Raw genomic sequence first — 23,705 nt, 5'->3', positions numbered from 1 at the left:
ATGAGCGAACAGGACGCCGACTTCTCGGCCATGCTGATCACCCTGTTCAAGGGTGTGCTGTACAAGGACCAGAACCCTCGCTACTGGCAGGTGCTTGAGGACCACCAGGCGCGGGTGCGCGACCACGTGGCCGTGCTCGGGCTGGAGCTGATGCTGGACGAGGCCGAGGGCCACGCCTGCCTGCGCCAGCGGACCCCCGCCGAGGACGAGCCGGAGCTGCCCCGGCTGGTGCCGCGCCGCCAGCTCACCTACCCGGTAAGCCTGCTGCTGGCGCTGCTGCGCAAGAAGCTGGTGGAGCACGATGCCGGCGGCGGCGACCCGCGGCTGATCCTCTCGCGGGAGCAGATCGTGGAGCTGATCCGTGTCTTCCTGCCGGCCAGCGCCAACGAGGCGAAGTTGGTGGACCGGGTGCACGCGGACATCAACAAGGTGGTGGAGCTGGGTTTCCTGCGCCGGCTGCGCGGGCAGGATAATCAGTACGAGGTGCGCCGGATCATCAAGGCCTATATCGACGCCCAGTGGCTGGCGGAGTTCGACCAGCGCCTGGCCGAGTACCGCGAGCACGCCGAGGCCACCACTACCGCCGGCGACGGGCAGTGAGCATGGAACCCCATCGTATGGAAACCCAGGGACTGGATTTCGCCGGCTCCGACCAGCGCACCGGTTTTCGCCTCCAGCGGCTGGAGGTGTTCAACTGGGGCACCTTCCACGACCGCGTCTGGTCGCTGCAGCCCGGCGGCGACAACAGCCTGCTGACCGGGGACATCGGCTCCGGCAAGTCCACCTTGGTGGACGCCATCACCACGCTGCTGGTGCCGGCTCAGCGGATCACCTACAACAAGGCCGCCGGCGCGGAGGCCAAGGAGCGCAGCCTGCGCTCTTACGTCCTCGGCTACTACAAGTCGGAGCGTAGCGACGCCGGCTTGGCCAGCAAGCCGGTGGGCCTGCGCGACCATAACAACTACTCGGTCATCCTCGGCCACTTCCACAACGAGGGCTTCGGCCACGATGTGACCCTGGCCCAGGTCTTCTGGATGAAGGACACCCAGGGCCAGCCGGCGCGGTTTTTCGTGGTCGCCGACCGCCCGCTGAACATCGCCGAGCACTTCGCCAATTTCGGCACCGACCTGGCCAACCTGCGCAAGCGCCTGCGCGGGCTGCCCCACGTGGAGTTGTACGACACCTTTCCGCCCTACGGCGGTGCCTTCCGGCGGCGCTTCGGCATCGACAATGAGCAGGCCCTGGAGCTCTTTAACCAGACGGTCTCCATGAAGTCGGTGGGTAACCTGACCGAGTTCGTGCGCAGTCACATGCTGGAGGCCTTCCCCGTCGAGGAGCGGATCGAGGCGCTGATCCGCCATTTCGACGACCTCAACCGGGCCCACGAGGCGGTGTTGAAGGCCAAGTCGCAGGTGGCGCAGTTGATTCCCCTGGTGCGCGATGCCGACGAGCACGACCAACGGGCCACCCGGGCCCGGGAGCTGCGCGATTGCCGCCAGGCGTTGCGGCCCTGGTTCGCCTCGCTGAAGGCCGAGCTGCTGGACCGCCGGTTGGACAACCTGGGCCAGGAGCACGAGCGGCTGCAGCAGCGCATTGAGGGGCTGAGCACTCGGCTCACCGAGCAGCGGGCCCGGCGCGACGAGCTCAAGCAGGCGATCGCCGAGAACGGCGGCGACCGCCTGGAGCGGATCAAGGCGGAGCTGGAGCGCAAGCGGCGGGAGAAGGCGGAGCGCAGCGAGAAGGCCGAGCGCTACCGGCGGCTGGCGCACCGGCTGGAGCTGCCCGATGCCACCAGCGACGAGGTCTTTCACGCCAACCGCGAGGCGCTCACCGTGGCCCGCGAGGCCACCGAGACCGCCCGCAGCGAGCTGCAGAACCGGATTACGGAGGCCAGCGTGGAGCTGCACCAGCTCAAGGGGCGGCACGAGGACCTGGATGCCGAGCTGGCATCGCTGCGCGGTCGACGCTCCAACATCCCGGCGGAGATCCTCGCCATCCGCACCGCCCTGTGCCGCGCGCTGGAGGTGCCCGCCGAGGACCTGCCCTTCGCCGGTGAACTGCTGCAGGTGCGTGACGACGAGCGCGACTGGGAGGGCGCCATCGAACGGGTGCTGCACAACTTCGGCCTGTCGCTGCTGGTGCCCGACAGCCACTACGCCCGCGTCGCCGAGTGGGTGGACCGCACCCGGTTGCGGGGGCGGTTGGTCTACTACCGCGTGCGCGAAGCCCGCGACGCGCCGCCGCCGTCGCTGCACGCCGACTCGCTGGTGCGCAAGCTGGCCATCCGGCCGGAGTCGGCGTTTTATACCTGGCTGGAGCAGGCGCTGGCGCAGCGCTTCGATTACGCTTGCTGCACCGATCTGCAGCAATTCCGTCGTGAGAAGCGGGCGATCACCCGTGCCGGGCAGATAAAGGCCGGCGGTGGCCGCCACGAGAAGGACGACCGCCACCGTATCGATGACCGCACCCGTTATGTGCTGGGCTGGAGCAACGAGGCGAAGATCGCCGCGCTGGAGGCCGAGGCCGACGGGCTGGCCGAGCGCATGCAGGCCATCGCCAAGCGCATCGGTGGCTGGGAGGACGAACGGCGGGCCCAGGAGGCCCGCCGCGACACCATCCAGGAGCTGACCCTGTTCCAGGATTTTCAGGCCCTGGACTGGCGTCCGCTGGCTGCCGACATTGAGGCGCTGGAGCGCGAGTACCGGGAGCTGGCCGAGGGCTCGGACGTGCTCCGGGCGCTGGAGCGGCAACTGGATGAGCTGGAAAAGACCATCAAGGGCGTCGAGGGCGAGGTCCGCCAGGCGGATCGCGAGATCAGCGCCAACGAGCTGAAACAGGAGCAGGCCCGGGCCCAGTGGCAGGATTGCCACACGCTGTTGGAGTCGACACCGGAAGAGGCGCAGCAGACCTACTTTCCGCGCCTGGCCGCCATGCGCGACGAGGCCCTGGGTGAGCACACCCTGACGGTGGAGTCCTGCGACAACCGCGAGAAGGACATGCGCGAATGGCTGCAGGGCAAGATCGACGCGGAGGACAAGCGCCTGGCGCAGTTGCGCGACCGCATCATCGACGCCATGCGCCGCTACCAGGACGCCTGGCCGCTGGACAGCCAGGAGGTGGATGTGAGCGTCGAGGCCGCCGGCGACTATCGCGCCATGCTCGAGCAGTTGCAGGCAGATGATCTGCCCCGCTTCGAGGCCCGCTTCAAGGAGCTGCTCAACGAAAACACCATCCGCGAGGTGGCCGCCTTCCAGAGCCGGCTGCATCGGGAGCGCCAGGCGATCCTGGAGCGCATCGGCACCATCAACCGCTCGCTGCGTGAGATCGACTACAACGACAACCGTTACATCACCCTGATGGCGGAAAGCGCCCCGGACGCGGAGATCCGCGACTTTCAGCAGAGCCTGCGCGCCTGCACCGAGGGGGCGGTGACCGGCTCGGACGACGATCAGTACTCCGAGGCCAAGTTCCTGCAGGTGAAGGCCATCATCGAGCGCTTCCGCGGCCGGGAGGGAACCACCGACCTGGACCGGCGCTGGACCCGCAAGGTCACCGATGTGCGCAACTGGTTCGTCTTCTCCGCCTCCGAACGCTGGCGCGAGGACGACAGCGAGTACGAGCACTACGCCGATTCCGGGGGCAAGTCCGGGGGGCAGAAGGAGAAGCTGGCCTATACCGTGCTGGCCGCGAGCCTGGCCTACCAGTTCGGGCTGGAGTGGGGCGAGACCCGCTCGCGCTCGTTCCGCTTCGTGGTCATCGACGAGGCCTTCGGCCGCGGCTCGGACGAGTCCGCCCGTTACGGCCTGGAGCTGTTCCAGCGGTTGAACCTGCAGTTGCTGATCGTCACCCCGTTGCAGAAGATCCACATCATCGAGCCCTTCGTGGCCAGCGTGGGGTTTGTGCACAACGTGGAGGGGCGCGAGTCTATGGTGCGCAATCTCACCATTGCGGAGTACCAGGCGGAGAAGGCCGCCCGCCAGCGTATCGCGCCATGAGTTGGACGACACCCGACGAGCTGCGCCAGCAGTTGTTGCGCCAATGGGAGCGCGGCGATTGGCTGGCCGCCTATGTGCGCGGCGAGTCGCTCTTTCCGCTCACGCTGCGGCTGCGCCGCCCCACCTCCCGGGATCTGGCCGAGGACTTCGTCGCCGTGCGCCGTTGGGTGCAGCAGCTTCAGGCCGGCAGCCGCGATGAGCGGGGGTACGGCTACGGGATCGAGTGGCGGCGGGTGAACCACCGGGTGCATGGGGCCAATGACCTGCCCGCCGGGGCGATTGTCCCGAGCGAGGCGGACGGCTTGCGCCTGATCGGCCGTGAGCGGGAGGCGGCCCGCTTTCGGGCGCTGGCCGGGGAGACCCTGCGCCGCTTCCCGTCGCTGGCAGACTGGCTGGCCCGGCGGCCGCTGCAGGCGCTGGCGGAGGCCGGGGCCTGGCCGCGCATTCTGGACGTGCTGGACTGGTTCCGCGCCCACCCCCGGCCCGGTATCTATCTGCGGCAACTGGACATCCCCGGGGTGGACACCAAGTTCATCGAGGCCCGGCGCCGGCTGTTCACCGAGTTGTTGGACGCGGTGCTGCCCGAGGCCGCCATCGACCCGTCGGCCACCGGCGCCCGGGGCTTCGAACGGCGTTTCGGGCTGCGGGAGAAGCCGGCGCTGGTGCGCTTCCGGTTGCTGGACCCCGCCCTCTACGTGCAGGGGCTGAGCGACCTCTCGGTGCCCCCGGAACAGTTCGCCGACCTGCGCCTGCCGGTGCGCCGGGTCTTCATCACCGAGAACGAGATCAATGGCCTGGCCTTCCCCGACCACCCGGGCGGCCTGGTGATCTTCGGTCTGGGCTATGGGCTGGAGCGGTTGGCGGGGGTTGGCTGGCTGCGGGAGGTGGCGGTCCACTACTGGGGCGATATCGACACCCACGGCTTCGCCATGCTCCACCGCCTGCGCACCCGCCTGCCCCACGCCCGATCCCTGCTCATGGACCGCGAGACGTTGGAGATGCACCGTGAGATGTGGGGGCGGGAGCCGGCTAACAAGCGGTTCACAGGGCGCCTTTCGCTACTCACCGAGGCGGAACAGGCGCTTTTCCAGGACCTGCGGGAAGATACCCTGCAGGATTGCCTGAGGCTGGAACAGGAGCGGATCGGCTTTGGGCATTTGGAGCGTGCGTTGCGGCAGATCTGAGGCCTTTCAAGGCGCAACGGAAGCAGGGCTAAATACAAGCCCGTGAACTGCGCAGCAGGTGCTGCCGCTCATGCGGCCATGTGGCGGCGTGCCTCCTCCAGATCGTAAGCGTTTTGTAGCCGCAGCCAATAGCCCTCGGTCTGGACTGCCACGCCCCTCCGGGGCTCGCAGTGACGGTGGGGGCGGCACCCACCCCGTCATCGCGAGCCCCCCTCCCCGCTGCGCGGGCCCGAATCAACGAGGAACGGGGCACCCCCGTCATCGCGAGGGCCGAAGGCCCGTGGCGATCCAGAGCGGTAGACTGCCACGTCGGCTTCGCCTCCTCGCAGTGACGGTGGGGGCGGCACCCACCCCCGTCATCGCGAGGAGCGAAGCGACGCGGCGATCCACCCGCCGCCTGGACTGCCACGCCCCTCTGTGCAGTCCGGTAACCGCGGTGTAGGTTGGCACACTGGCTGCGGCGGGAATGATGGCTTGCAATGGAGACAATCGTGTTCGGTGATCTGGGCCTGCTTCAGTGGGTGCTGGCGGTGAGTGTCGTCGTCGTCGGTGCGGCGATCCAGGGCGTGATCGGGTACGGCGTGGCCCTGTTCAGCGCGCCCTTGCTGTTTCTGATCCACCCGACCCTGGTGCCGGCGCCGCTGGTCCTGATCGGCGGTATCCTGCCGCTGATGCTGCTGCGCGCCAATGCCCGTCATGTGGTGGTGCGTGATCTGGCTTGGGCTTGGCCTGGGGCGCTGCTGGGGGCGGCGTTGGCCTATCTGGTGATCGGCCTGCTGCCGCTGTCGGCGTGGCAGACCCTGTTCGGGGCGCTGATTGTGGTGGCCGTGGTGCTGAGCTGGGTCCGGCTCCAGGTGCAGCCCCGCGGCAGCGTGGTGTTCTCAGGCAGCCTGTGCGCGGCGACCATGGGCACGATTACCGGAGTGGGTGGGCCGCCGTTGGGGCTGGCCTATCAGAACGCCTCTCCAGCGCGGGTGCGCGGCACGCTATATGCCATTTTCGTGCCCATGAGCGTCATGTCGCTCACGGCGCTGGGCATGGCCGGGCGGTTCGGCTGGCAGGATGTGGCGTTGGCCGCCAGCCTGTTGCCGGGGGTGGTGCTGGGGCTGGGGGTGTCGCGGTACCTCGGCCACTGGATTCCATTGGCCGCGTACCGGAACCTGATGCTGGGAGTGGCGTTGGTCGCCGGGGGGTATACGCTGGTGCGGGGCGTGGTGCAGTGGGGATAGGCGGCGAATCACTCAGGGCCAAGGAGGGCTCATATGAACCAACCCTGTGTCTATATCATGACCAATGGCCGGAACGGCACGCTTTATGTCGGCGTCACCAGCAACCTGGTGCAACGTGTCTGGCAGCATAAATCCGGCTTTGTGGATGGGTTTACCCGACGGTACGGCCTGCATCGGCTGGTGTGGTATGAAGTCCATGAAACCATGACATCGGCCATCGGCCGGGAGAAGCAGTTGAAGTCGGGAAACCGGAATCGGAAGGTGGGGTTGATAGAGTCAATGAATCCGGGGTGGCGGGATTTGTATCACGACATCATTTAAGGCGTGGCGGTCCTGGGCGGCGTATGGATCGCCGCGTCGCTTCGCTCCTCGCGATGACGAGGGGAGGGGCGGCCCTCGCGATGACGGGGGAAGCCCCGCCGTCGCTGCGAGCGGGGACCCACCCCCACCGTCACTGCGAGGAGGCGAAGCCGACGTCGCAGTCTACCGCCCTGGATCGCCACGGGCCTTCGGCCCTCGCGATGACGGGGGGAGGGGCGCTCCTCGCGATGACGGGCGGTGGTGTACCCCCACTGTCACTGCGAGGAGGCGAAGCCGACGTGGCAGTCTACCGCCCTGGATCGCCACGGGCCTTCGGCCCTCGCGATGACGGGGGGAGGGGCGCTCCTCGCGATGACGGGCGGTGGTGTACCCCCACTGTCACTGCGAGGAGGCGAAGCCGACGTGGCAGTCTACCCCTCTGGATCGCCACGGGCCTTCGGCCCTCGCGATGACGGGGGGAGGGGCGCTCCTCGCGATGACGGGCGGTGGTGTACCCCCACTGTCACTGCGAGGAGGCGAAGCCGACGTGGCAGTCTACCCCTCTGGATCGCCACGGGCCTTCGGCCCTCGCGATGACGGAGAGGAGGTGGCGGCCCTGGCGATGACGGGGAGGAGGTGGCGGCCCTGGCGATGACGGGGAGGAGGTGGCGGCCCTCGCGATAACCGGGGGGTGGTGCCTCCACTGTCACTGCGAGCCCCCGAAGGGGGCGCGGCAGTCCATGCGGCGTGTGGATCGTCGAGGGGCTTTGTTGTCAGTGGTCCAGCCCCGCGGCCAGGAGGCCCATGTATTCGTAGAGGGCCCGTTCGCTCTTGCGCAGGTGGGTGGCGCTGGGGATCCAGTAGCCGGGGGTGGCGGGGCGGACGTGGCCGGCCTTGTGGCGAGTGGGGGCCGGGATGGGGTTGAGGCCGGCGCGGTGGAAGTGCGCCTGGGCGCGGTGGATGTGAGAGGCGGAGGTGACCAGCAACACGGTGGCCCCCTCGCCTAGGACCTCGCGGGTGGCATAGGCCTCCTGGGCGGTGTCGCGGGGCTCGGTGAGGGGGAGGAGGCGGTCGTCCGCAACGCCCAGGGCGATGGCCGCGCGGCGGAAGCCCTCGGCGATCGGGGCCTGGTCGGGGCGGGCGCCGCCGGAGACGATCAGGGGGAGCGCCGGGCGCTGGCGGTGCAGGCGGATGCCTTCGTTCAGTCGCACCAGGCCGCTGTCGTTGAGCTGCGCGGTGACCGGCAGGGCCAGGTGGGGGGAGTAACCCGAGCCGAGCACCACGATGGCCTGCGCCTCCGGGTGGTCGCGGGCGTCATGCACCGGCGGGTGGCGCTGCTCCAGGGGGGCGAGCAGCCGGTCGGCCACCGGTGCCCAGGCCAGCACCACCACCAACGCCGGCGCTGCGGCCAGAAGCGTCAGGCCCAGCCGCTGCCGGCCCAACCCGACGGCCAGCAGGCCGGCCAACAGCAGCACCGCCGCCAGCGGCAGCGGCATGGCCAGCAGGCCGATGAGCGTCTTCAGCGTTCCCATGCGTCTCCCTCGTCGTAAAGCGGGTGGTTTTTCCCGCGGCGTTGCTGGCGCTATACTACCCGGCTACCAAGATTCAAGCGCGAAAGTGGCGGAATTGGTAGACGCGCCAGGTTTAGGTCCTGGTGGGGGCGACCCCGTGGGAGTTCGAGTCTCCCCTTTCGCACCACACATCAAGTTCAAAGACACGGCGGTGGCCGCCCGGCGGCGCCGCGAACAGGACGGTTAAGGGGTTTTCAATGCAAGTTTCAGTGGAGACGACCGAGGGGCTGGGTCGCCGCATGACCGTGCAGGTGCCCGCAGAGCAGGTCGAGGAGAAGGTGGATCAGCGCCTGCGGTCGCTTCGCGGCAACGTTCGCATGGACGGCTTCCGCCCGGGCAAGGTGCCGCTCAAGGTGGTGCGCAAGCGCTACGGGCCCCAGGTGCGCGGCGAGGTGCTGAGCGAGCTGGTCCAGAGCACCTACAGTGAGGCGCTGCGTGAGAAGGAGCTGCGCCCGGCCGGTAACCCCGAGATCGAGCCCAAGCAGACCGAGGAGGGCAAGGACCTGGAGTACCAGGCCACCTTCGAGGTGCTGCCCAGCTTCGAGGTCACCGGCCTGGACCAGATCAAGGTCGAGCGCCCGCAGGTGGAGATCACCGACGCCGACGTGGATGAGGTGCTCGAGCGCCTGCGCAAGCAGCAGGCCGAGTACAACGAGGTGGACCGCGCCTCCCAGGAGGGGGACCGGGTGGTCATCGACTTCAAGGGCACCGTGGACGGTGAGGAGTTCTCCGGCAACGAGGGCAACGACGTGCCCGTGGTGCTGGGTGCCGGGCAGATGCCGCCGGCCTTCGAGGAGGGGCTCACCGGCGTCAAGGCCGGCGACGAGACCACCATCGAGCACACCTTCCCGGAGGAGTTCCCCGACAGCGAGGTGGCCGGCAAGGCCGGGCAGTTCGCGGTCACGGTTAAGACGGTGGAGGCCCCGGAGTACCCGGAGATCGACGATGCCTTCGCCGAGAAGGTGGGCGTCAAGGAGGGCGGGGTCGAGAAGCTGCGCGAGGCGATCAAGACCAATCTGGAGCGCGAGCGCGACCAGACCGTTGCCAGCCGGGTCAAGCATCAGGTGATGGACCAGCTTCTCGATATCACCGATATCGAACTGCCGAAGGTGCTGGTGGATGCCGAGATCGACCAGCTGCGCCAGCAGGAGCAGTCCCGCCAGCAGCAGTCCGGCCAGGAGGAGCCCGACGACCTGCCGGCCGCCCTGTTCGAGGAGAACGCCCGCCGCCGGGTGGCCCTGGGCCTGATTGTCAACGAGTTGGTGCGCAGCAACGACATCAAGCTCGACCGCGATCGGGTCATGCAGTCGCTGCAGGAGATGGCGGCCGGCTACGAGCAGCCCGAAGAGGTGCTGCGCTACTACGCCCAGAATCGTCAGCTGATGGAGGGCGTGGAGGTGGCCGTGCTGGAGGACCAGGTGGTCGACTACGTGGTCCAGCAGGCGCAGGTCGAGGACAAGCCCATGTCACTGCAGGAGCTGATGAGCCCGCAGCAGCCCGAGGCCGAGTCGGCCGAGGGCGAGTCCAAGCAAGACGAGACGAAGGAGTAAGCCCGTATGAGCGATGAGCGCCGCGAGGGCCTGGCCCCGGAGATCGAGGCCACCGGCCTGGTGCCGATGGTGGTGGAGCAGTCCGCCCGGGGTGAGCGGGCGTACGATATTTACTCCCGCCTGCTGAAAGAACGGGTGATCTTCCTGGTCGGGCCGGTGGAGGACCACATGGCCAACCTGATCGTCGCCCAGCTCCTGTTCCTGGAGTCGGAGAACCCCGATAAGGACATCCACATCTACATCAACAGCCCGGGGGGCGCAGTGACGGCGGGGCTGGCCATCTACGACACCATGCAGTTCATCAAGCCGGATGTCTCGACGGTGTGTATTGGTCAGGCCGCCAGCATGGGCGCGCTGCTGCTCACCGGCGGGACCAAGGGCAAGCGCTACGCGCTGCCCAACTCGCGGATGATGATTCACCAGCCGCTGGGCGGTTTCCAGGGCCAGGCCACCGACGTGGATATCCACGCCCGGGAGATCCTCGACATGCGGGACCGGCTGAATCGCATCATGGCCCACCACACCGGTCAGGACATGGAGACCATCGCGCGGGACACCGACCGCGACAACTTCATGAGCCCGGACACGGCCTGTGAGTACGGCCTGGTGGACGCGGTGCTGGCCGACCGCAAGGCGCTGGATCAGGCCTGAGCGCGCCGGGTGCCCCGGGGGACGGCCCCGGGGCACGACGACCTCCCACCCTTCCGTTGCACCCCCTTACGCAATCCTCCATATTGCCTGTAGGTGCGCTCATGCGGCGCTCACCAACGCGCCGTGGTTGACTTGCGTGCTACTTTGAAAACAGGCATCGTTAATTGCAAGTAAGTCCAATTTCGCGAGGCGAGGTCAGGTCATGACCGACAAAGACAACGGCAGAGACGACGGCGGCAAGCTCCTTTACTGTTCTTTCTGCGGGAAGAGCCAGCACGAGGTCCGCAAGCTGATCGCCGGGCCCTCGGTGTTTGTGTGTGACGAGTGCGTCGAGCTCTGCAACGACATTATCCGCGAGGAGCTGCAGGAGCAGTCCAGCTCCGCGGGGGCGGGCCTGCCGCGGCCTCACGAGATCAACCAGGTGCTGGATGAGTTCGTGGTGGGGCAGGAGCACGCCAAGAAGGTGCTCTCGGTGGCCGTCTACAACCACTACAAACGCCTCGAGGCGGGCAGCCGCAAGGACGAGGTGGAGCTGTCCAAGAGCAATATCCTGCTCATCGGCCCCACCGGCTCGGGCAAGACGCTGCTGGCCGAGACGCTGGCGCGCATGCTCAACGTGCCCTTCACCATTGCCGACGCCACCACCCTGACCGAGGCGGGGTACGTCGGTGAGGACGTGGAGAACATCATCCAGAAGCTGCTGCAAAAGTGCGATTACGATGTGGAGAAGGCCCAGCAGGGCATCGTCTACATCGACGAGATCGACAAGGTCTCGCGCAAGGCGGACAACCCCTCCATCACCCGCGACGTCTCGGGCGAGGGGGTGCAGCAGGCGCTGCTCAAGCTGATCGAGGGCACCACGGCCTCGGTGCCGCCCCAGGGCGGCCGCAAGCACCCGCAGCAGGAGTTCCTGCAGGTGGACACCGGCGGCATCCTGTTCATCTGCGGCGGCGCCTTCGCCGGCCTGGACAAGGTCATCCAGGACCGTTCCGAGAAGGGCGGTATCGGCTTCTCCGCCGAGATCAAGTCCAAGGACGAGAAGCGCTCGGTGGGTGAGACCCTGCAGGACGTGGAGCCCGAGGATCTGGTCAAGTACGGCCTGATCCCGGAGTTTGTCGGCCGCCTGCCGGTGGTCGCCACCCTGGAGGAGCTGGACGAGCAGGCCCTGGTGGAGATCCTCTCCGCGCCCAAGAACGCCCTGGTCAAGCAGTACCAGAAGCTGTTCGAGATGGAGGGTGTGGAGCTGGAGTTCCGCGAGGACGCCCTGCGCGCCGTGGCCCGCAAGGCCATGGACCGCAAGACCGGTGCCCGCGGCCTGCGCACCATCCTCGAGCACGTGCTGCTGGACACCATGTACGATCTGCCCTCCATGGAGAACGTTGAAAAGGTGGTGGTGGACGACGCCGTGATCCGCGGCGAGACGCGGCCCTACATCATCTACGGCAATCAGGAGCAGTCGCGGGCGGCTTCCTCCGACTGACCGGTGGGGGCAGACGCCGGCATCGCGGGGCACCACCCCCGTCATCGCGAGGGCCGAAGGCCCGTGGCGATCCAGAGGGGTAGACTGCCACGTCGGCTTCGCCTCCTCGCAGTGACGGTGGGGGCCCATCACCCCGTCATCGCGCGGGCCGGAGGGTTTCTCCCCGTCATCGCGAGGAGCGAAGCGACGCGGCGATCCACACCCCGGCATGGACTGCCACGCCCCTTCGGGGCTCGCAGTGACGGGGGCAGGGGGCACCACCCCCGTCATCGCGAGGGCCGACGGCCCGTGGCGATCCAGAGGGGTAGACTGCCACGTCGCTTCGCTCCTCGCAGTGACGGTTGGGGGCCACTCCTCGCAGTGACGGTTGGGGGCCACTCCTCGCAGTGACGGTGGGGGCCCACCACCCCGTCATCGCGCGGGCCGGAGGGTTTCTCCCCGTCATCGCGAGGAGCGCAGCGACGCGGCGATCCACCCGCCCCCCAGCACCACCCGGGCCTTGAAAACCGCCAACGCCGCCCCCACGTCTCACGCATGACAGGCCGGCGCCAATGGTGCCCCGGCAGGACCGCTTTCCCAATTGAGGTAACCCTATGGCCGAGAACGAACCGACCGCCAACGTGCGCACCCCCGGCATGACCGAGGCGCCGGTGCTGCCGCTGCGCGACGTGGTGGTCTACCCCCACATGGTCATCCCTCTGTTCGTGGGGCGTGAAAAGTCGATCGCCGCGCTGGATGCGGCCATGGAGGAGGACAAGCGGATCTTCCTGGTGGCCCAGAAGAGCGCCGAGGTGGACGAGCCGGCCACGAAAGATCTTTACGCCTACGGCACCATGGCCTCCATCCTGCAGATGCTCAAACTGCCGGATGGGACCGTGAAGGTGTTGGTGGAGGGCGTGGAGCGCGCGCGCCTGGTCGATCTGGTCGAGCGCGACCAGTACTTTGCCGCCCAGGTGGTGGTGGTGGCCGAGGAGGAGGCCCCCACCGACCGCGAGATGGAAGTGCTCATGCGCTCGGCGATGAATCACTTCGACCAGTACGTCAAGCTCAACAAGAAGGTGCCGCCGGAGATCCTCTCCTCGCTGCAGAACATCGAGGAGCCCGGCCGGCTGGCCGACACCATCGCCGCCCACATGGCGCTGAAGGTCGAGGAGAAGCAGCACGTGCTCGAGATCGAGGACGTGCGCGAGCGGCTCGAGCACCTGATGTCGCTGATTGAGGCGGAGTTGGACATCCTCCAGATCGAAAAGCGCATCCGTGGGCGCGTCAAGCAGCAGATGGAGAAGAGCCAGCGCGAGTACTACCTGAACGAACAGATGAAGGCCATCCAGAAGGAGCTGGGTGAGCTGGAGGACGTGCCCAACGAGACCGAGGACCTCGAGCGCAAGATCGAGGAATCGGGCATGCCCAAGGAGGCCGCCGAGAAGGCCAAGGCCGAGCTGAACAAGCTGAAGATGATGTCGCCCATGTCCGCCGAGGCGACGGTGGTGCGCAACTACCTGGACTGGCTGGTGGACGTGCCCTGGAAGAAGCGCAGCCGGGTCCGCAAGGATCTCAAACACGCCGAAGAGGTGCTGGATGCCGATCACTACGGCCTGGAGAAGGTCAAGGAGCGGATCCTGGAGTACCTCGCCGTACAGCAGCGGGTGCGCAAGGTGAAGGGGCCGATCCTCTGCCTGGTCGGCCCGCCCGGCGTGGGCAAGACCTCGCTGGGGCAGTCCATCGCCCGGGCGACCAACCGGAAGTTCACCCGCATGTCGCTGGGCGGCGTCCGTGACGAGGCGGAGATCCGGGGCCACCGGCGGACCTACATCGGCTCGCTGCCGGGCAAGATCGTCCAGAACCTGGCCAAGGTGGGGACCCGCAACCCGCTGTTCCTGCTCGACGAGATCGACAAGATGGCCATGGATTTCCGTGGCGACCCGGCCTCGGCGCTACTCGAGGTCCTGGACCCGGAGCAGAACAGCACCTTCGCCGATCACTACCTGGAGGTGGAGTTCGACCTCTCTGACGTGATGTTCGTGGCCACTGCCAACACCATGAACATCCCGGCGCCGCTGCTCGACCGCATGGAGGTCATCCGGCTACCGGGGTACACGGAGGACGAGAAGATCAACATCGCCGAGCGCTACCTGCTGGCCAAGCAGATGAAGGCCAACGGCATCCGCAAGTCGGAACTGGAAGTCAAGCAGACCGCCATCCGCGACATCATCCGTTACTACACCCGCGAGGCGGGGGTGCGGAACCTGGAGCGGGAGCTGGCCAAGATCTGCCGCAAGGTGGTTAAGGACCTGGTCAGCCCGGACAGCAAGACCAGCCGGGACGCCGACGGCAAGGTGGTGGTCTCTGCCCGCAACCTGGACAAGTACCTGGGCGTGCGTCGCTTCCGCTACGGCGTGGCGGAGGAAAACGACCAGGTGGGGCAGGTGACCGGCCTGGCCTGGACCGAGGTGGGGGGCGAGCTGCTCACCATCGAGTCGGCCGTGGTGCCGGGTAAGGGCAAGGTGACCCACACCGGCCAGTTGGGCGATGTAATGAAGGAGTCCATTCAGGCCGCCACCACGGTGGTGCGCAGCCGCGCCGACCGCCTGGGGCTTGATCCGGAGTTCCACCAGAACAAGGACATCCACATCCACGTCCCCGAAGGCGCCATCCCCAAGGATGGCCCCTCTGCGGGTATCGGGATGTGCACCGCCCTGGTCTCCGCACTGACCGGTATCCCGGTGAAGGCCAGCGTCGCCATGACCGGTGAGATCACCCTGCGCGGCGAGGTGCTGCCCATCGGCGGGCTCAAGGAGAAGCTGCTGGCGGCCCTGCGCGGGGGCATCAAGACGGTGCTGATTCCCGAGGAAAACCGCAAGGATCTTCAGGAGATACCGAAGAATATCAAGAGCCGGCTGAAGATTATTCCGGTGCGCTGGATTGACGAAGTGCTCGATGTTGCACTTTTGCGACACCCCGAGCCGGGGCCGCAACAACCCGCCGAGGCCAGCGCGAAGCCAGCCAAGAACAAGGGGCGCGGCGAAGGCGCGCGGGCCCACTGAGCACGGTTTTCCCGGCGTGTTGCTTTGTTGACACGCCGGAGAGCGCCTTGCTATAACTCGTCGCACGCACTCGCGGGGCAGCGCGCTCCGCGCCCTGCGATAACAAAAAGCCCCGCCCCGGCGGCGGGGTTGCAAAAGCCAGAAGCTCCGGTACAATCAGCACCTCGCTTCCCGCGGCAGGGTTTTGAGGCCTGATAGGGGCACCCAGAGGGGCAGACGGGTTCAGGCTGGCTGTCCGTCGAAACAGAATCCAAGAGGAAGCGCGTAATGAACAAGTCGGAACTGATCGAAGCCGTGGCTCAATCCGCCGACATCTCCAAGGCTGCGGCCTCGAGGGCGGTGGATTCGATGGTCGAGTGTGTCACCAACGCCCTCAAGGAAGGGGACCAGGTCACCCTGGTCGGGTTCGGAACCTTCCAGGTTCGCGAGCGCGCCGCCCGCACCGGTCGTAACCCCCGCACCGGGGAGACGATCAACATCGCGGCTTCCAAGGTTCCCAGTTTCAAGGCTGGCAAAGCGCTGAAGGATGCAGTAAACTAAGCGCCGCCAGTTCGGGGTGGTTAGCTCAGCTGGGAGAGCGTCGCCCTTACAAGGCGAATGTCGGGGGTTCGATCCCCTCACCACCCACCAAGGGTTACAATCCGGAGCGGTAGTTCAGTTGGTTAGAATGCCGGCCTGTCACGCCGGAGGTCGCGGGTTCGAGTCCCGTCCGCTCCGCCAACACCGAGAAGAAGGCGCCCACGTGGCGCCTTTTTCGTGTCTGGGCCCCGCACCGGAACGAACGGTGCGCCCGGCGGGTCCATATACGCAACCCCAGGTTTTCTTCAGGATGGCGTCCAATGCTTGAAGCGATTCGTTCGGCGGTCAAAGGCTGGGTGGCCTGGGCCGTGGTCATCGTCATCAGCCTGCCCTTCATCGTGGTGGGCGGTTACAGTTACTTCGCCGGCGATGACGGTCGCGTGGTGGCCGAGGTCGAGGGCGTTGAGATCACGCGCGAGCAGGTGGCCGAGCGCGCCCGTCAGCAGCAACGGCAGCTGGAGGAGTTCTTCGGCGACCTGGGTGCCGCCGGTGTCGATGAGAGCACGCTACGCCGGGAGGCCCGGGACGGCCTTATCGAGGAGGCCCTGCTGCACGTGCTGGTCACCGACGGCAACCTGCGGGTGGGGGACCGTGCCGTGGCCCAGCGGATCCGCCAGCAGGACATCTTCCACCAGGGCGGCACCTTTTCCATGGAGCGCTACCAGCAGTTGCTGAGCGCGAACCGCCTCACCCCCGATCAGTACGAAGAGATGGTCCGGCGCGACCTGCTGGTGGAGCAGTTCCAGCGGGCGGTGACCGGCTCGGCGCTGGTGCGTGACTGGGATACGGCGCGCCTCGCGGCCCTGGACCGCCAACAGCGCGATATCCACTACCTGGTAGTGTCGGCGGACGAGGCTCCGGACGCGGTCTCCGATGCGGCCGTTCAGGCTCACTATGAGGAGAACGCCGAGCGCTATACGGCACCGCGCCAGGTGCGCCTGGAGTACATCGAGCTGCACCAGGACGAGCTGGCCCCCGATGACAGCACCCGCTTTTTCGAGCTCACCGAGGACGCCGCGAACGTGGCCTACGAGGACCCGGACAGCCTGCAGTCGGCGGCCGACCTGCTGGGCGTCGAGCTGAGCTACAGTGACTGGGTGCCGGAGGACGGCAGCGCCGAGGGCCTGTGGGGCCGGCCGGAGGTGGTGGAGGCCGCCTTCAGTGACGATGTGCTGGAGTTCGGGTACAACAGCGAGCTGATCGAGCTCGGCTCCGGCCATGCCTTGCTGCTGCGGGTGGACGATGTCCGCGAGGCCGAGCCGCTGGGGCTGGATGAGGTGGCCGATGAGATTCGCCGCGAACTCGCCCGCGAGCAGGGCCGCCTGCAGGCCCGCAACCTGGGCGAGCTGCTGGAGCGGGAGATCGCCGCCGGCGCCGAGATGGCGGAACTGGCCGAGCGAGAGGGCCTGGAGGTGCGCAGCGCCGAGGGCCTGGACCGCGGCACCCTGAGCGATGCCGTACCCACCCAGGTGGTGGACCGGGCCTTCCGGCTGCCACGGCCGGTGGACGGCCAGCCCAGCGTTGGCGGGACCAGCGTGCAGGGCGGCGACTATGCCGTGGTGCAGGTGGTGGCCGTCACCGACGGCGACACCGACCTGGGCGATGAAGAGCGCGAGCATTGGCGCGCCGACCTGCGGCAGGTGTTCAGCCAGAGCGAATGGCAGGCCCTGATGGCCGGCCTGCGCGAGGAAATGGACGTCAAACTGCGCGACTAGCGCGGCCTACGCCCCCTCCCCGTCATCGCGAGGGCTGCAGGCCCGTGGCGATCCAGGGCGGTAGACTGCCACGTCGGCTTCGCCTCCTCGCAGTGACGGTGGGGGTGGGGCCGCGCTCGCAGTGACGGTGGGGGCGGGGCCGCGCTCGCAGTGACGGTGGGGGCGCCACCCCCCGTCATCGCGAGGAGCGAAGCGACGCGGCGATCCATACCCTGGCGTGGACTGCCGCGCCCCTCCGGGGCTCGCAGTGACGGGTGATGGGTCGGGGGCTCGCAGTGACGGGTGATGGGTCGGGGGCTCGCAGTGACGGGTGATGGGTCGGGGGCTCGCAGTGACGGGTGATGGGTCGGGGGCTCGCAGTGACCAGGGGGAGGGCACCCGCCACACCCACCCCCCGCGGTGATCAGTGTCAGTCCCGCATCCGGCGCAGCCGGCGTTGGGAGACGGCCTCGCGGTCCTGCATGGCCATGCCCTTGCGCATGAACTCCTCCACGTACGTCAGGTGCACGTTCGCCGCCTCCTTGGCGCGCGCTGCATCCCCCGCCATGATCGCCTCATAGATGGCCCGGTGCTGTTCGCGTAACGGGGCGTAGTCCTCGTTGCGCTGCTTCAGTTGGTGCAGCGACCGGGTAATGCTGTTGCGCAGCAGCGAGAACAGCCCCCGGACGACATGGATCAGCGCCACGTTGTGGGAGGCGTCGGCGATGGCCAGGTGGAATTCGGCGTCGGCCTCGGCGTCCAGGTCCGGGTCGTCGTTGGTGTCGTAGAGCTCCATCAACGCCTCGAAACGCCGGCGGATGATCTCGCGGTCGGCCTCGGTGGCGCGCTCGGCGGCGTACCAGGCGGCCATCTCCTCCAGGGCGTGGCGCAGTTCCAGGATCTGGAAGGTGGCCTCGGGCCGGTCCTTGAGCAGCTCCACCAGCGGCTCGGTGACCGTCGGCGCAGCGATGTCCGCCACGAAGGTGCCGCCCCCGGGCCGCGCCTTCAACAGCCCCCGTGCCTCCAACTTGAGCAGGGCCTCGCGCAGCGAGGGCCGGGAGACATCCAGCTCCTGAGCCAGTTCGCGCTCCGCCGGCAGGCGGTCGCCGGGCTTGAGCACGCCGTTGAGGATCAGCTCTTCGATCTGCTGGATGATGGAGTCCGAGAGCCGAGCGGGTTTTATGGTTTTGAAGGTCATGGTGCGCTATTGCCTCTCCTCCGCGGGGCGGTTCACCGGGTGCGCCTAGCCCTACGGGCTGTCCTGGCTGCTAAGCATGCATTGTACCGCAGTTGACCGGGACCCTTCCGATCTCGACAGGGCGCGCTATCTCGACTATTGACAAGTATAAGAGATCGGTCAGACCATGTGCTGGGCAAGTGATTTGACCAATAATAATTTCGCCCAAATAAGAAAGGCCGCAGGATCAGGGCAGATGCCGATGCTGCGGACCCGGAGCCCGACTGATGACGACAAGCGAATCCCGACGAGGCCCGCGGGTGGGTCTGCTGGTGACCTGCCTGGTGGATGTTTACCGGCCCGATGTCGGCTTCGCCGCCGTCCGTCTGCTGGAGCAGGCCGGCTGCACGGTGGTGGTGCCGACCCGGCAGACCTGCTGTGGGCAGCCGGCCCACAACAGCGGCGATAACATCACCGCCGCCGAACTGGCGCGGGCGGTGATCACCGCCTTCGAACCCTACGATTACCTGGTGGCACCCTCCGGCTCCTGTGTCGGTAGCGTGCACAAGTACCCGGATCTGTTTCCCCACTCCGCCGAATGGCAGAGCCGGGCCCGCCACCTGGCGGACCGCTCCTTCGAGCTGTTCCGCTTTCTCACCGATGTGCTCGGTGCGGGCGACAGTGTCCAGGCCCGCTTTCCCGGCCGGGTGACCTACCACGACAGCTGCAGCGGTCTGCGTCAGCTTGGGGTGAAGGCTCAGCCGCGTGAGCTGTTGCGCCGGGTGGAGGGGCTGGAGCTGGTGGAGATGGAGGACGCGGAGGTTTGCTGCGGTTTCGGCGGCACCTTCTGCGTCAAGTACCCGGAGATCTCCGGGCGCATGGTGGCGGACAAGGCCAAGGCCGCGGAGGCCACCGGCGCCGACGCGCTCCTCGGCGGCGATCTGGGCTGTTTGCTGAATATGGCGGGGCGGTTGAAGGCGGCGGGTTCCGCGGTGCGCGTCTACCATACCGCAGAGGTGTTGGCCGGCATGGCCGACGGGCCCGGGATCGGCGACGCGGAGGCGGACTGATGGAATCGCACAGCCATGAGTTCGTCCAGCGCGCCGGTGCGGCCCTGCACAACCCCACCCTGCAGTCGGCGTTGGCGCGGGCCAAGGACGGGTTTGTGCTCAAGCGCTTTAACGCGGTGAGCGCCCTGGCCGAGTTCGACGCCCTGCGCGATCGCGCGGTGGAGATCAAGAACCACACCCTGGAGCATCTCGACCACTACCTGGAGCGCTACGAGGCGGCCGTGCAGCGCAATGGCGGGCAGGTGCACTGGGCGGCGGACGCGGAGGAGGCCCGCAACATTGTGCGGGATATCTGCCGCGAGGCCCGGGCCCGTAGTGTCATCAAGGGCAAATCCATGGTGGGCGAGGAGGTGGGGGTCAACGAAGCCCTGGAGGCGGACGGCCTGGAGGTGGTGGAGACCGACTTGGGCGAGTACATCATCCAACTGGCCGAGGAACCCCCCAGCCATATCATCGCCCCCGCCATCCACAAGACCCGGGAGGAGATCTCCGAGCTCTTCCACCGCTTTCACGCAAAGTATGGCTACAAGAAAAAGCTCACCGAGGTCTCGGACCTGGTCAACGAGGCGCGCCAGGTGCTGCGTCAGAAGTACCTGTCGGCGGATGTGGGCATCACCGGGGCCAACTTCCTGGTGGCGGAGAATGGCTGCAACATCATCGTCACCAATGAGGGCAACGGCGATCTGACCAGCACGCTGCCCCGGGTGCAGATCGTGACGGCCGGGATCGAGAAGGTGGTGCCCAACATGGAGGACACCACGACGCTGCTGCGCCTGCTGGGCCGCAGCGCCACCGGTCAGGACATCACCAGTTACACCAGTCTGTTCTCCGGGCCGCGCCGGCCGGCCGATCCCGACGGGCCGGAGGCCTACCACGTGGTGCTCATCGACAATGGCCGCTCCGCCATGCTGGGCGATGAGTTCCGCGAGATGCTGCGCTGTATCCGCTGCGGTGCCTGCATCAACCATTGCCCGGTCTACGGCGCGATCGGCGGGCACGCCTACGGCTGGGTCTACCCCGGTCCCATGGGCTCGGTGCTCACGCCGCTCACTCTGGGCCTGCGCGAGGCCAAGGACCTGCCCAACGCCTGCACCCTGAACGGCCGCTGCCAGGAAGTCTGCCCGGTGCGCATCCCGCTGCCCGACCTGCTGCGCAACCTGCGCCATCGCCAGTTCCAGGCCCGTCTGGGCACTGCCCGCACCCGCTGGGGCCTGGCGGCCTGGGGCTGGCTGGTACGCCGGCCCGCTGCGTATCGGCTGGTCACCCGGGTACAGGCGCGGATGCTGGCGGCGTTCGGTGGCCGGCGCGGTTATCTCACCCGGGTGCCGCTGGCCGGCAACTGGATGGCCGGCGGCCGGGTCCTCCCGGCGCCGCAGGGGGAGACCTTTATGAGTGCCTGGAAGCGGCGCGGGGGGCGCGGTCATGAGTGACGGGCGGGAACGGATACTCGGCGCGGTCCGCCGCGGCCTGGGCCGGCCGGCGCTGTCGGACAGCCGCAGGGCGGTGCTGGACCAGCGCATCCATGGGGGTGAGCAGAACCCGCTGCGCCCCGCGTTGCCGGCGCGGCCACTGGCCGAACTCTTTGCCGCGGGCGTTGAGAAGGTGGCCGGGGAGTGCCTGCGGATCGCCGACCGCGATCAGGCACCGGCGGCGCTCAAGACCTGGCTCGAGGCCCAGGGGGTGGCCGCGGAAGCGCGCATGGCGCCGGCGCTGGCCGGGTTGGACTGGGCTGGAGCCGGGCTCTCGGTCACCGAGGGCGCCAGTGCCGGCGACGACCTGGTAGGGGTCAGTGAGGCGGTACTGGCGGTGGCTGAGACCGGCACCGTGATCCTGCGCTCCGGGCCGGAGACGCCCACCACCCTGAATTTCCTGCCCGATTACCACGTGGTGCTGGTGGACGCCGATCGCCTGGTCGGGCATTTCGAGGACGCCTGGGTGGTGTTGCGCGAGCGCCTGGGCAACGACTGGCCGCGGGTCATCAACCTGATTACCGGGCCGTCGCGGACGGCCGATGTCGAGCAGACCATGCAGTTGGGGGCCCACGGGCCGCGCCGACTGCTCGTGTTGCTGGCCGGGGCGTAACCGGCCGGGGAGAGACAGGCAGTAAGCCTGCGAAAGCGGTGCTGGCCGTGGTGGAAGGCCGATGGATAGAGAAGCCGGAAAGGACCTTGCCAGCCCACTTCAATAATGATCCGGAGGAGGTGTTGGGCTCATGAATCTGGGAGTGCTCGTCTTTTTCGCCCTGTTGCCACTGGCGACGGTGGCGCTGTTTCTGGTGATCCTTCGATGGCCGGCGAAGCATGCCATGCCGTTGGCCTATGTGGTGGCCGTCCTGGTTGCCCTGTTCTTCTGGGGCACCGACCTGAACGTGGTGGCGGCTGCCTCGATCAACGGCATCGTGGTGGCGCTCAACATATTGTTCATTGTCTTCGGGGCGATTCTGCTGCTCTACACCCTGAAGGAGAGCGGCGCCATCGCGACGATACAGCAGGGCTTTCGCGACATCTCGCCGGACCGGCGGGTGCAGGCCATCATCGTCGCCTGGCTGTTCGGCTGCCTGATCGAGGGGGCCTCGGGTTTCGGCACGCCGGCGGCGATCGCGGCACCGCTGCTGGTGGCCCTGGGCTTCCCGGCCATGGCGGCGGTCATGTCGGCGCTGATCATCCAGTCCACCCCGGTCTCCTTCGGTGCGGTGGGCACCCCGATCCTGGTGGGGGTGAACGCCGGCCTGGCCGACCAGAGCGTTACCGAGCGGGTGATCGAGGCCTTGGGCACCACCCACGCCGAGATGGTGAATCAGATCGGCATGCAGGTGGCGCTGATCCACTCTCTGGTCGGTTTCCTGGTGCCGCTGATCATGGTGGGCATGCTCACCCGCTTCTTCGGTGCCAACCGCTCCTTCGTCGACGGCCTGCGCGCCTGGCCCTTTGCCCTGTTCGCGGGGGTGGCCTTCGTGGTGCCCTATTATGCGGTGGCGGCGCTGCTGGGGCCGGCCTTCCCGTCGCTGATCGGCGGGCTGATCGGGCTGGCCATTGTGGTACCGGCGGCCCGGAAGGGCTTCCTGATCCCCAAGGACACCTTCCACTTCGAGGAGCGCAGCAAGTGGGAACCGGAATGGATCAGCCGGCTGCAGGATGAGACCACGCCCGAACGGGCCGAGGGGTTCGCCCTGAGCCAGATGCAGGCCTGGGCCCCCTACGTGGTGGTGGCGGTGCTGCTGGTGCTCACCCGGACCATCGACCCGGTGGTGGACGCGCTGCAGTCGGTGCGCTTTGCCTGGGAGGATATCTTCGGCTCCGGCATCACCGCGGCCTCGACACCGCTCTACCTGCCCGGCTTCGTGCTGCTGGTGACCTCGGTGATCACCTACTTCCTGCACCAGATGTGGACCCACGGTAACTACCTCAACGCCTGGAAGACCGCGGGCCGGACCATCCTCGCCGCCGGGGTGGCGTTGATCTTCGCCGTGCCCATGGTGCAGGTGTTCATCAACTCCGCGCCGGACGGCCTGCAGACGGTGGAGGAGATCCGCATGGCGCTGCAGGACGGCGTGGGGCTGGGCGCTGCGGCCCAGGTGGCGAGCATGCCGGAGATGCTGGCCCAGGGGGTGGCCACCCTCACGGGCGGGTTGTGGCCCTTGTTCTCGCCGCTGATCGGTGGTCTGGGCGCCTTCCTGGCCGGGAGTAACACGGTGAGTAACCTGATGTTCTCCTTCTTCCAGATCTCCACAGCCGAGCAGATCGGCCTGACCGCCTCCGGCGCGACCTGGGTGGTGGCCCTGCAGGCGGTGGGCGGTGCCGGCGGCAACATGGTGACCGTGCACAACGTGGTGGCGGCCTCCGCCACGGTGGGTCTGATCGGCCGCGAGGGCGACATCATCCGCAAGACGTTGCTGCCCATGGTCTATTATGTGTTGGCGGCCGGCTTGATCGGCATGGCCATCATCGTCGGCGGTATGAACTTCTGGTACCTGCTGTGGATCGGTTGGGCGGCGCTGTGGCTGGGCTTTATGGCCCTCAACAAGGGGCGCCGACCCGCGTTGAGCTAAGCCGTTCTCCCCTCTCTTCCTGACCCTCGGAGGGGAGTTGGCAGGCCCGCGCCGTTCTGCCGAATGGTGCGGGTTTTTTTATGCCCGGGTTTGGTCTATGTTCGTGAACCGATTCCGGCGCCCGGCGCCGGCC

General features: G+C 67.6%; 17 protein-coding genes and 3 tRNA genes. 18 read left to right on the top strand and 2 right to left on the bottom strand.

Translation table 11 applies throughout. From position 1 onward, the window contains the following. The 5 genes from MLG_RS11635 (at position 1) to MLG_RS11615 (ending at position 6,729) form a co-directional block, all read left to right on the top strand. The gene (locus MLG_RS11635) at positions 1 to 600 is read left to right on the top strand and encodes a DUF4194 domain-containing protein (RefSeq protein WP_011630031.1); all 600 of its coding nucleotides are present in this window, start codon (positions 1 to 3) and stop codon (positions 598 to 600) included. A 17-nt stretch (positions 601 to 617) separates the two neighbouring features. Then, entirely contained in the window at positions 618 to 3,995 is a 3,378-nt protein-coding gene (locus tag MLG_RS11630) for an ATP-binding protein (protein WP_011630030.1), read from the top strand. Next, on the top strand, positions 3,992 to 5,179 hold the full coding sequence (locus MLG_RS11625) for a Wadjet anti-phage system protein JetD domain-containing protein (RefSeq protein WP_011630029.1): 1,188 nt from the start codon (positions 3,992 to 3,994) through the stop codon (positions 5,177 to 5,179). Before MLG_RS11630 ends, MLG_RS11625 begins: the two co-directional genes overlap by 4 nt. Positions 5,180 to 5,658: 479 nt before the next feature. Continuing rightward, the gene (locus MLG_RS11620) at positions 5,659 to 6,408 is read left to right on the top strand and encodes a sulfite exporter TauE/SafE family protein (RefSeq protein WP_011630028.1); all 750 of its coding nucleotides are present in this window, start codon (positions 5,659 to 5,661) and stop codon (positions 6,406 to 6,408) included. A gap of 33 nt (positions 6,409 to 6,441) precedes the next feature. After that, entirely contained in the window at positions 6,442 to 6,729 is a 288-nt protein-coding gene (locus MLG_RS11615) for a GIY-YIG nuclease family protein (protein ID WP_011630027.1), read from the top strand. A 752-nt stretch (positions 6,730 to 7,481) separates the two neighbouring features. Here the strand turns inward: MLG_RS11615 and MLG_RS11610 are convergent. Then, a complete protein-coding gene (locus MLG_RS11610; RefSeq protein WP_011630026.1) occupies positions 7,482 to 8,240 on the bottom strand; it encodes a YdcF family protein in 759 nt (252 codons plus the stop codon). A gap of 79 nt (positions 8,241 to 8,319) precedes the next feature. On the opposite strand from MLG_RS11610, the gene MLG_RS11605 reads away from it, so the two are divergent. The 9 genes from MLG_RS11605 to MLG_RS11565 all read left to right on the top strand — a co-directional run bounded on the left by MLG_RS11605 (position 8,320) and on the right by MLG_RS11565 (position 17,298). After that, a tRNA-Leu gene (locus tag MLG_RS11605) sits at positions 8,320 to 8,406 on the top strand. Between the two features lie 70 nt (positions 8,407 to 8,476). Then, positions 8,477 to 9,829, top strand: a complete 1,353-nt coding sequence (gene tig, locus MLG_RS11600; protein WP_011630025.1) for a trigger factor — start codon at positions 8,477 to 8,479, stop codon at positions 9,827 to 9,829. A 6-nt stretch (positions 9,830 to 9,835) separates the two neighbouring features. Beyond that, the gene (clpP, locus tag MLG_RS11595; protein ID WP_011630024.1) at positions 9,836 to 10,480 is read left to right on the top strand and encodes an ATP-dependent Clp endopeptidase proteolytic subunit ClpP; all 645 of its coding nucleotides are present in this window, start codon (positions 9,836 to 9,838) and stop codon (positions 10,478 to 10,480) included. Positions 10,481 to 10,682: 202 nt separating this feature from the next. Continuing rightward, positions 10,683 to 11,960, top strand: coding sequence for an ATP-dependent Clp protease ATP-binding subunit ClpX (gene clpX, locus MLG_RS11590; protein WP_011630023.1), 1,278 nt, complete (start codon positions 10,683 to 10,685; stop codon positions 11,958 to 11,960). Between the two features lie 593 nt (positions 11,961 to 12,553). Next, positions 12,554 to 15,004: an endopeptidase La gene (gene lon / locus MLG_RS11585; protein WP_011630022.1), complete on the top strand. Its 2,451-nt coding sequence runs from the start codon at positions 12,554 to 12,556 to the stop codon at positions 15,002 to 15,004. A 231-nt stretch (positions 15,005 to 15,235) separates the two neighbouring features. Next, positions 15,236 to 15,544 carry an HU family DNA-binding protein gene (locus MLG_RS11580; protein WP_332247286.1) on the top strand — a complete coding sequence of 103 codons (309 nt, stop codon included), beginning with the start codon at positions 15,236 to 15,238 and terminating at the stop codon, positions 15,542 to 15,544. 14 nt (positions 15,545 to 15,558) lie between these two features. After that, a tRNA-Val gene (locus MLG_RS11575) sits at positions 15,559 to 15,634 on the top strand. Positions 15,635 to 15,647: 13 nt separating this feature from the next. Beyond that, positions 15,648 to 15,724: transfer RNA gene (locus MLG_RS11570), tRNA-Asp, on the top strand. Between the two features lie 119 nt (positions 15,725 to 15,843). After that, positions 15,844 to 17,298 (top strand): SurA N-terminal domain-containing protein, encoded by a 1,455-nt coding sequence (locus MLG_RS11565; protein WP_011630020.1) that lies wholly within the window; start codon positions 15,844 to 15,846, stop codon positions 17,296 to 17,298. Positions 17,299 to 17,707: 409 nt separating this feature from the next. On the opposite strand, the gene MLG_RS11560 is transcribed toward MLG_RS11565, so the two are convergent. Next, positions 17,708 to 18,475 (bottom strand): FCD domain-containing protein, encoded by a 768-nt coding sequence (locus MLG_RS11560; RefSeq protein ID WP_011630019.1) that lies wholly within the window; start codon positions 18,473 to 18,475, stop codon positions 17,708 to 17,710. A gap of 266 nt (positions 18,476 to 18,741) precedes the next feature. On the opposite strand from MLG_RS11560, the gene MLG_RS11555 reads away from it, so the two are divergent. The 4 genes from MLG_RS11555 to MLG_RS11540 all read left to right on the top strand — a co-directional run bounded on the left by MLG_RS11555 (position 18,742) and on the right by MLG_RS11540 (position 23,572). Beyond that, positions 18,742 to 19,524, top strand: a complete 783-nt coding sequence (locus MLG_RS11555; protein ID WP_011630018.1) for a (Fe-S)-binding protein — start codon at positions 18,742 to 18,744, stop codon at positions 19,522 to 19,524. Further along, positions 19,524 to 20,954, top strand: coding sequence for a LutB/LldF family L-lactate oxidation iron-sulfur protein (locus MLG_RS11550; RefSeq protein WP_011630017.1), 1,431 nt, complete (start codon positions 19,524 to 19,526; stop codon positions 20,952 to 20,954). The genes MLG_RS11555 and MLG_RS11550 overlap by 1 nt, the downstream gene beginning before the upstream one ends. After that, positions 20,947 to 21,606 (top strand): LutC/YkgG family protein, encoded by a 660-nt coding sequence (locus tag MLG_RS11545; RefSeq protein WP_011630016.1) that lies wholly within the window; start codon positions 20,947 to 20,949, stop codon positions 21,604 to 21,606. The genes MLG_RS11550 and MLG_RS11545 overlap by 8 nt, the downstream gene beginning before the upstream one ends. A 130-nt stretch (positions 21,607 to 21,736) precedes the next feature. Then, the gene (locus tag MLG_RS11540) at positions 21,737 to 23,572 is read left to right on the top strand and encodes an L-lactate permease (RefSeq protein WP_011630015.1); all 1,836 of its coding nucleotides are present in this window, start codon (positions 21,737 to 21,739) and stop codon (positions 23,570 to 23,572) included. The last annotated feature ends 133 nt before the right edge of the window (positions 23,573 to 23,705 follow it).

Origin of the sequence: Alkalilimnicola ehrlichii MLHE-1, assembly GCF_000014785.1 — a bacterium.
GTDB lineage: Bacteria > Pseudomonadota > Gammaproteobacteria > Nitrococcales > Halorhodospiraceae > Alkalilimnicola > Alkalilimnicola ehrlichii.
Note: the sequence above shows the minus strand (reverse complement) of the source record. Positions and strands in the feature narration are given on the sequence as shown.

Excerpts from the sequence above, each read along its gene's own strand:
- MLG_RS11615 (WP_011630027.1), top strand. The coding sequence starts at position 6,442 with ATGAACCAACCCTGTGTCTATATCATGACCAATGGCCGGAACGGCACG.
- clpP (WP_011630024.1), top strand. The coding sequence starts at position 9,836 with ATGAGCGATGAGCGCCGCGAGGGCCTGGCCCCGGAGATCGAGGCCACC.
- clpX (WP_011630023.1), top strand. The coding sequence starts at position 10,683 with ATGACCGACAAAGACAACGGCAGAGACGACGGCGGCAAGCTCCTTTAC.
- lon (WP_011630022.1), top strand. The coding sequence starts at position 12,554 with ATGGCCGAGAACGAACCGACCGCCAACGTGCGCACCCCCGGCATGACC.
- MLG_RS11560 (WP_011630019.1), bottom strand. The coding sequence starts at position 18,475 with ATGACCTTCAAAACCATAAAACCCGCTCGGCTCTCGGACTCCATCATC.
- MLG_RS11610 (WP_011630026.1), bottom strand. The coding sequence starts at position 8,240 with ATGGGAACGCTGAAGACGCTCATCGGCCTGCTGGCCATGCCGCTGCCG.
- MLG_RS11540 (WP_011630015.1), top strand. The coding sequence starts at position 21,737 with ATGAATCTGGGAGTGCTCGTCTTTTTCGCCCTGTTGCCACTGGCGACG.
- MLG_RS11565 (WP_011630020.1), top strand. The coding sequence starts at position 15,844 with ATGCTTGAAGCGATTCGTTCGGCGGTCAAAGGCTGGGTGGCCTGGGCC.
- MLG_RS11635 (WP_011630031.1), top strand. The coding sequence starts at position 1 with ATGAGCGAACAGGACGCCGACTTCTCGGCCATGCTGATCACCCTGTTC.
- MLG_RS11555 (WP_011630018.1), top strand. The coding sequence starts at position 18,742 with ATGACGACAAGCGAATCCCGACGAGGCCCGCGGGTGGGTCTGCTGGTG.
- tig (WP_011630025.1), top strand. The coding sequence starts at position 8,477 with ATGCAAGTTTCAGTGGAGACGACCGAGGGGCTGGGTCGCCGCATGACC.
- MLG_RS11625 (WP_011630029.1), top strand. The coding sequence starts at position 3,992 with ATGAGTTGGACGACACCCGACGAGCTGCGCCAGCAGTTGTTGCGCCAA.
- MLG_RS11620 (WP_011630028.1), top strand. The coding sequence starts at position 5,659 with ATGGAGACAATCGTGTTCGGTGATCTGGGCCTGCTTCAGTGGGTGCTG.
- MLG_RS11545 (WP_011630016.1), top strand. The coding sequence starts at position 20,947 with ATGAGTGACGGGCGGGAACGGATACTCGGCGCGGTCCGCCGCGGCCTG.
- MLG_RS11630 (WP_011630030.1), top strand. The coding sequence starts at position 618 with ATGGAAACCCAGGGACTGGATTTCGCCGGCTCCGACCAGCGCACCGGT.
- MLG_RS11550 (WP_011630017.1), top strand. The coding sequence starts at position 19,524 with ATGGAATCGCACAGCCATGAGTTCGTCCAGCGCGCCGGTGCGGCCCTG.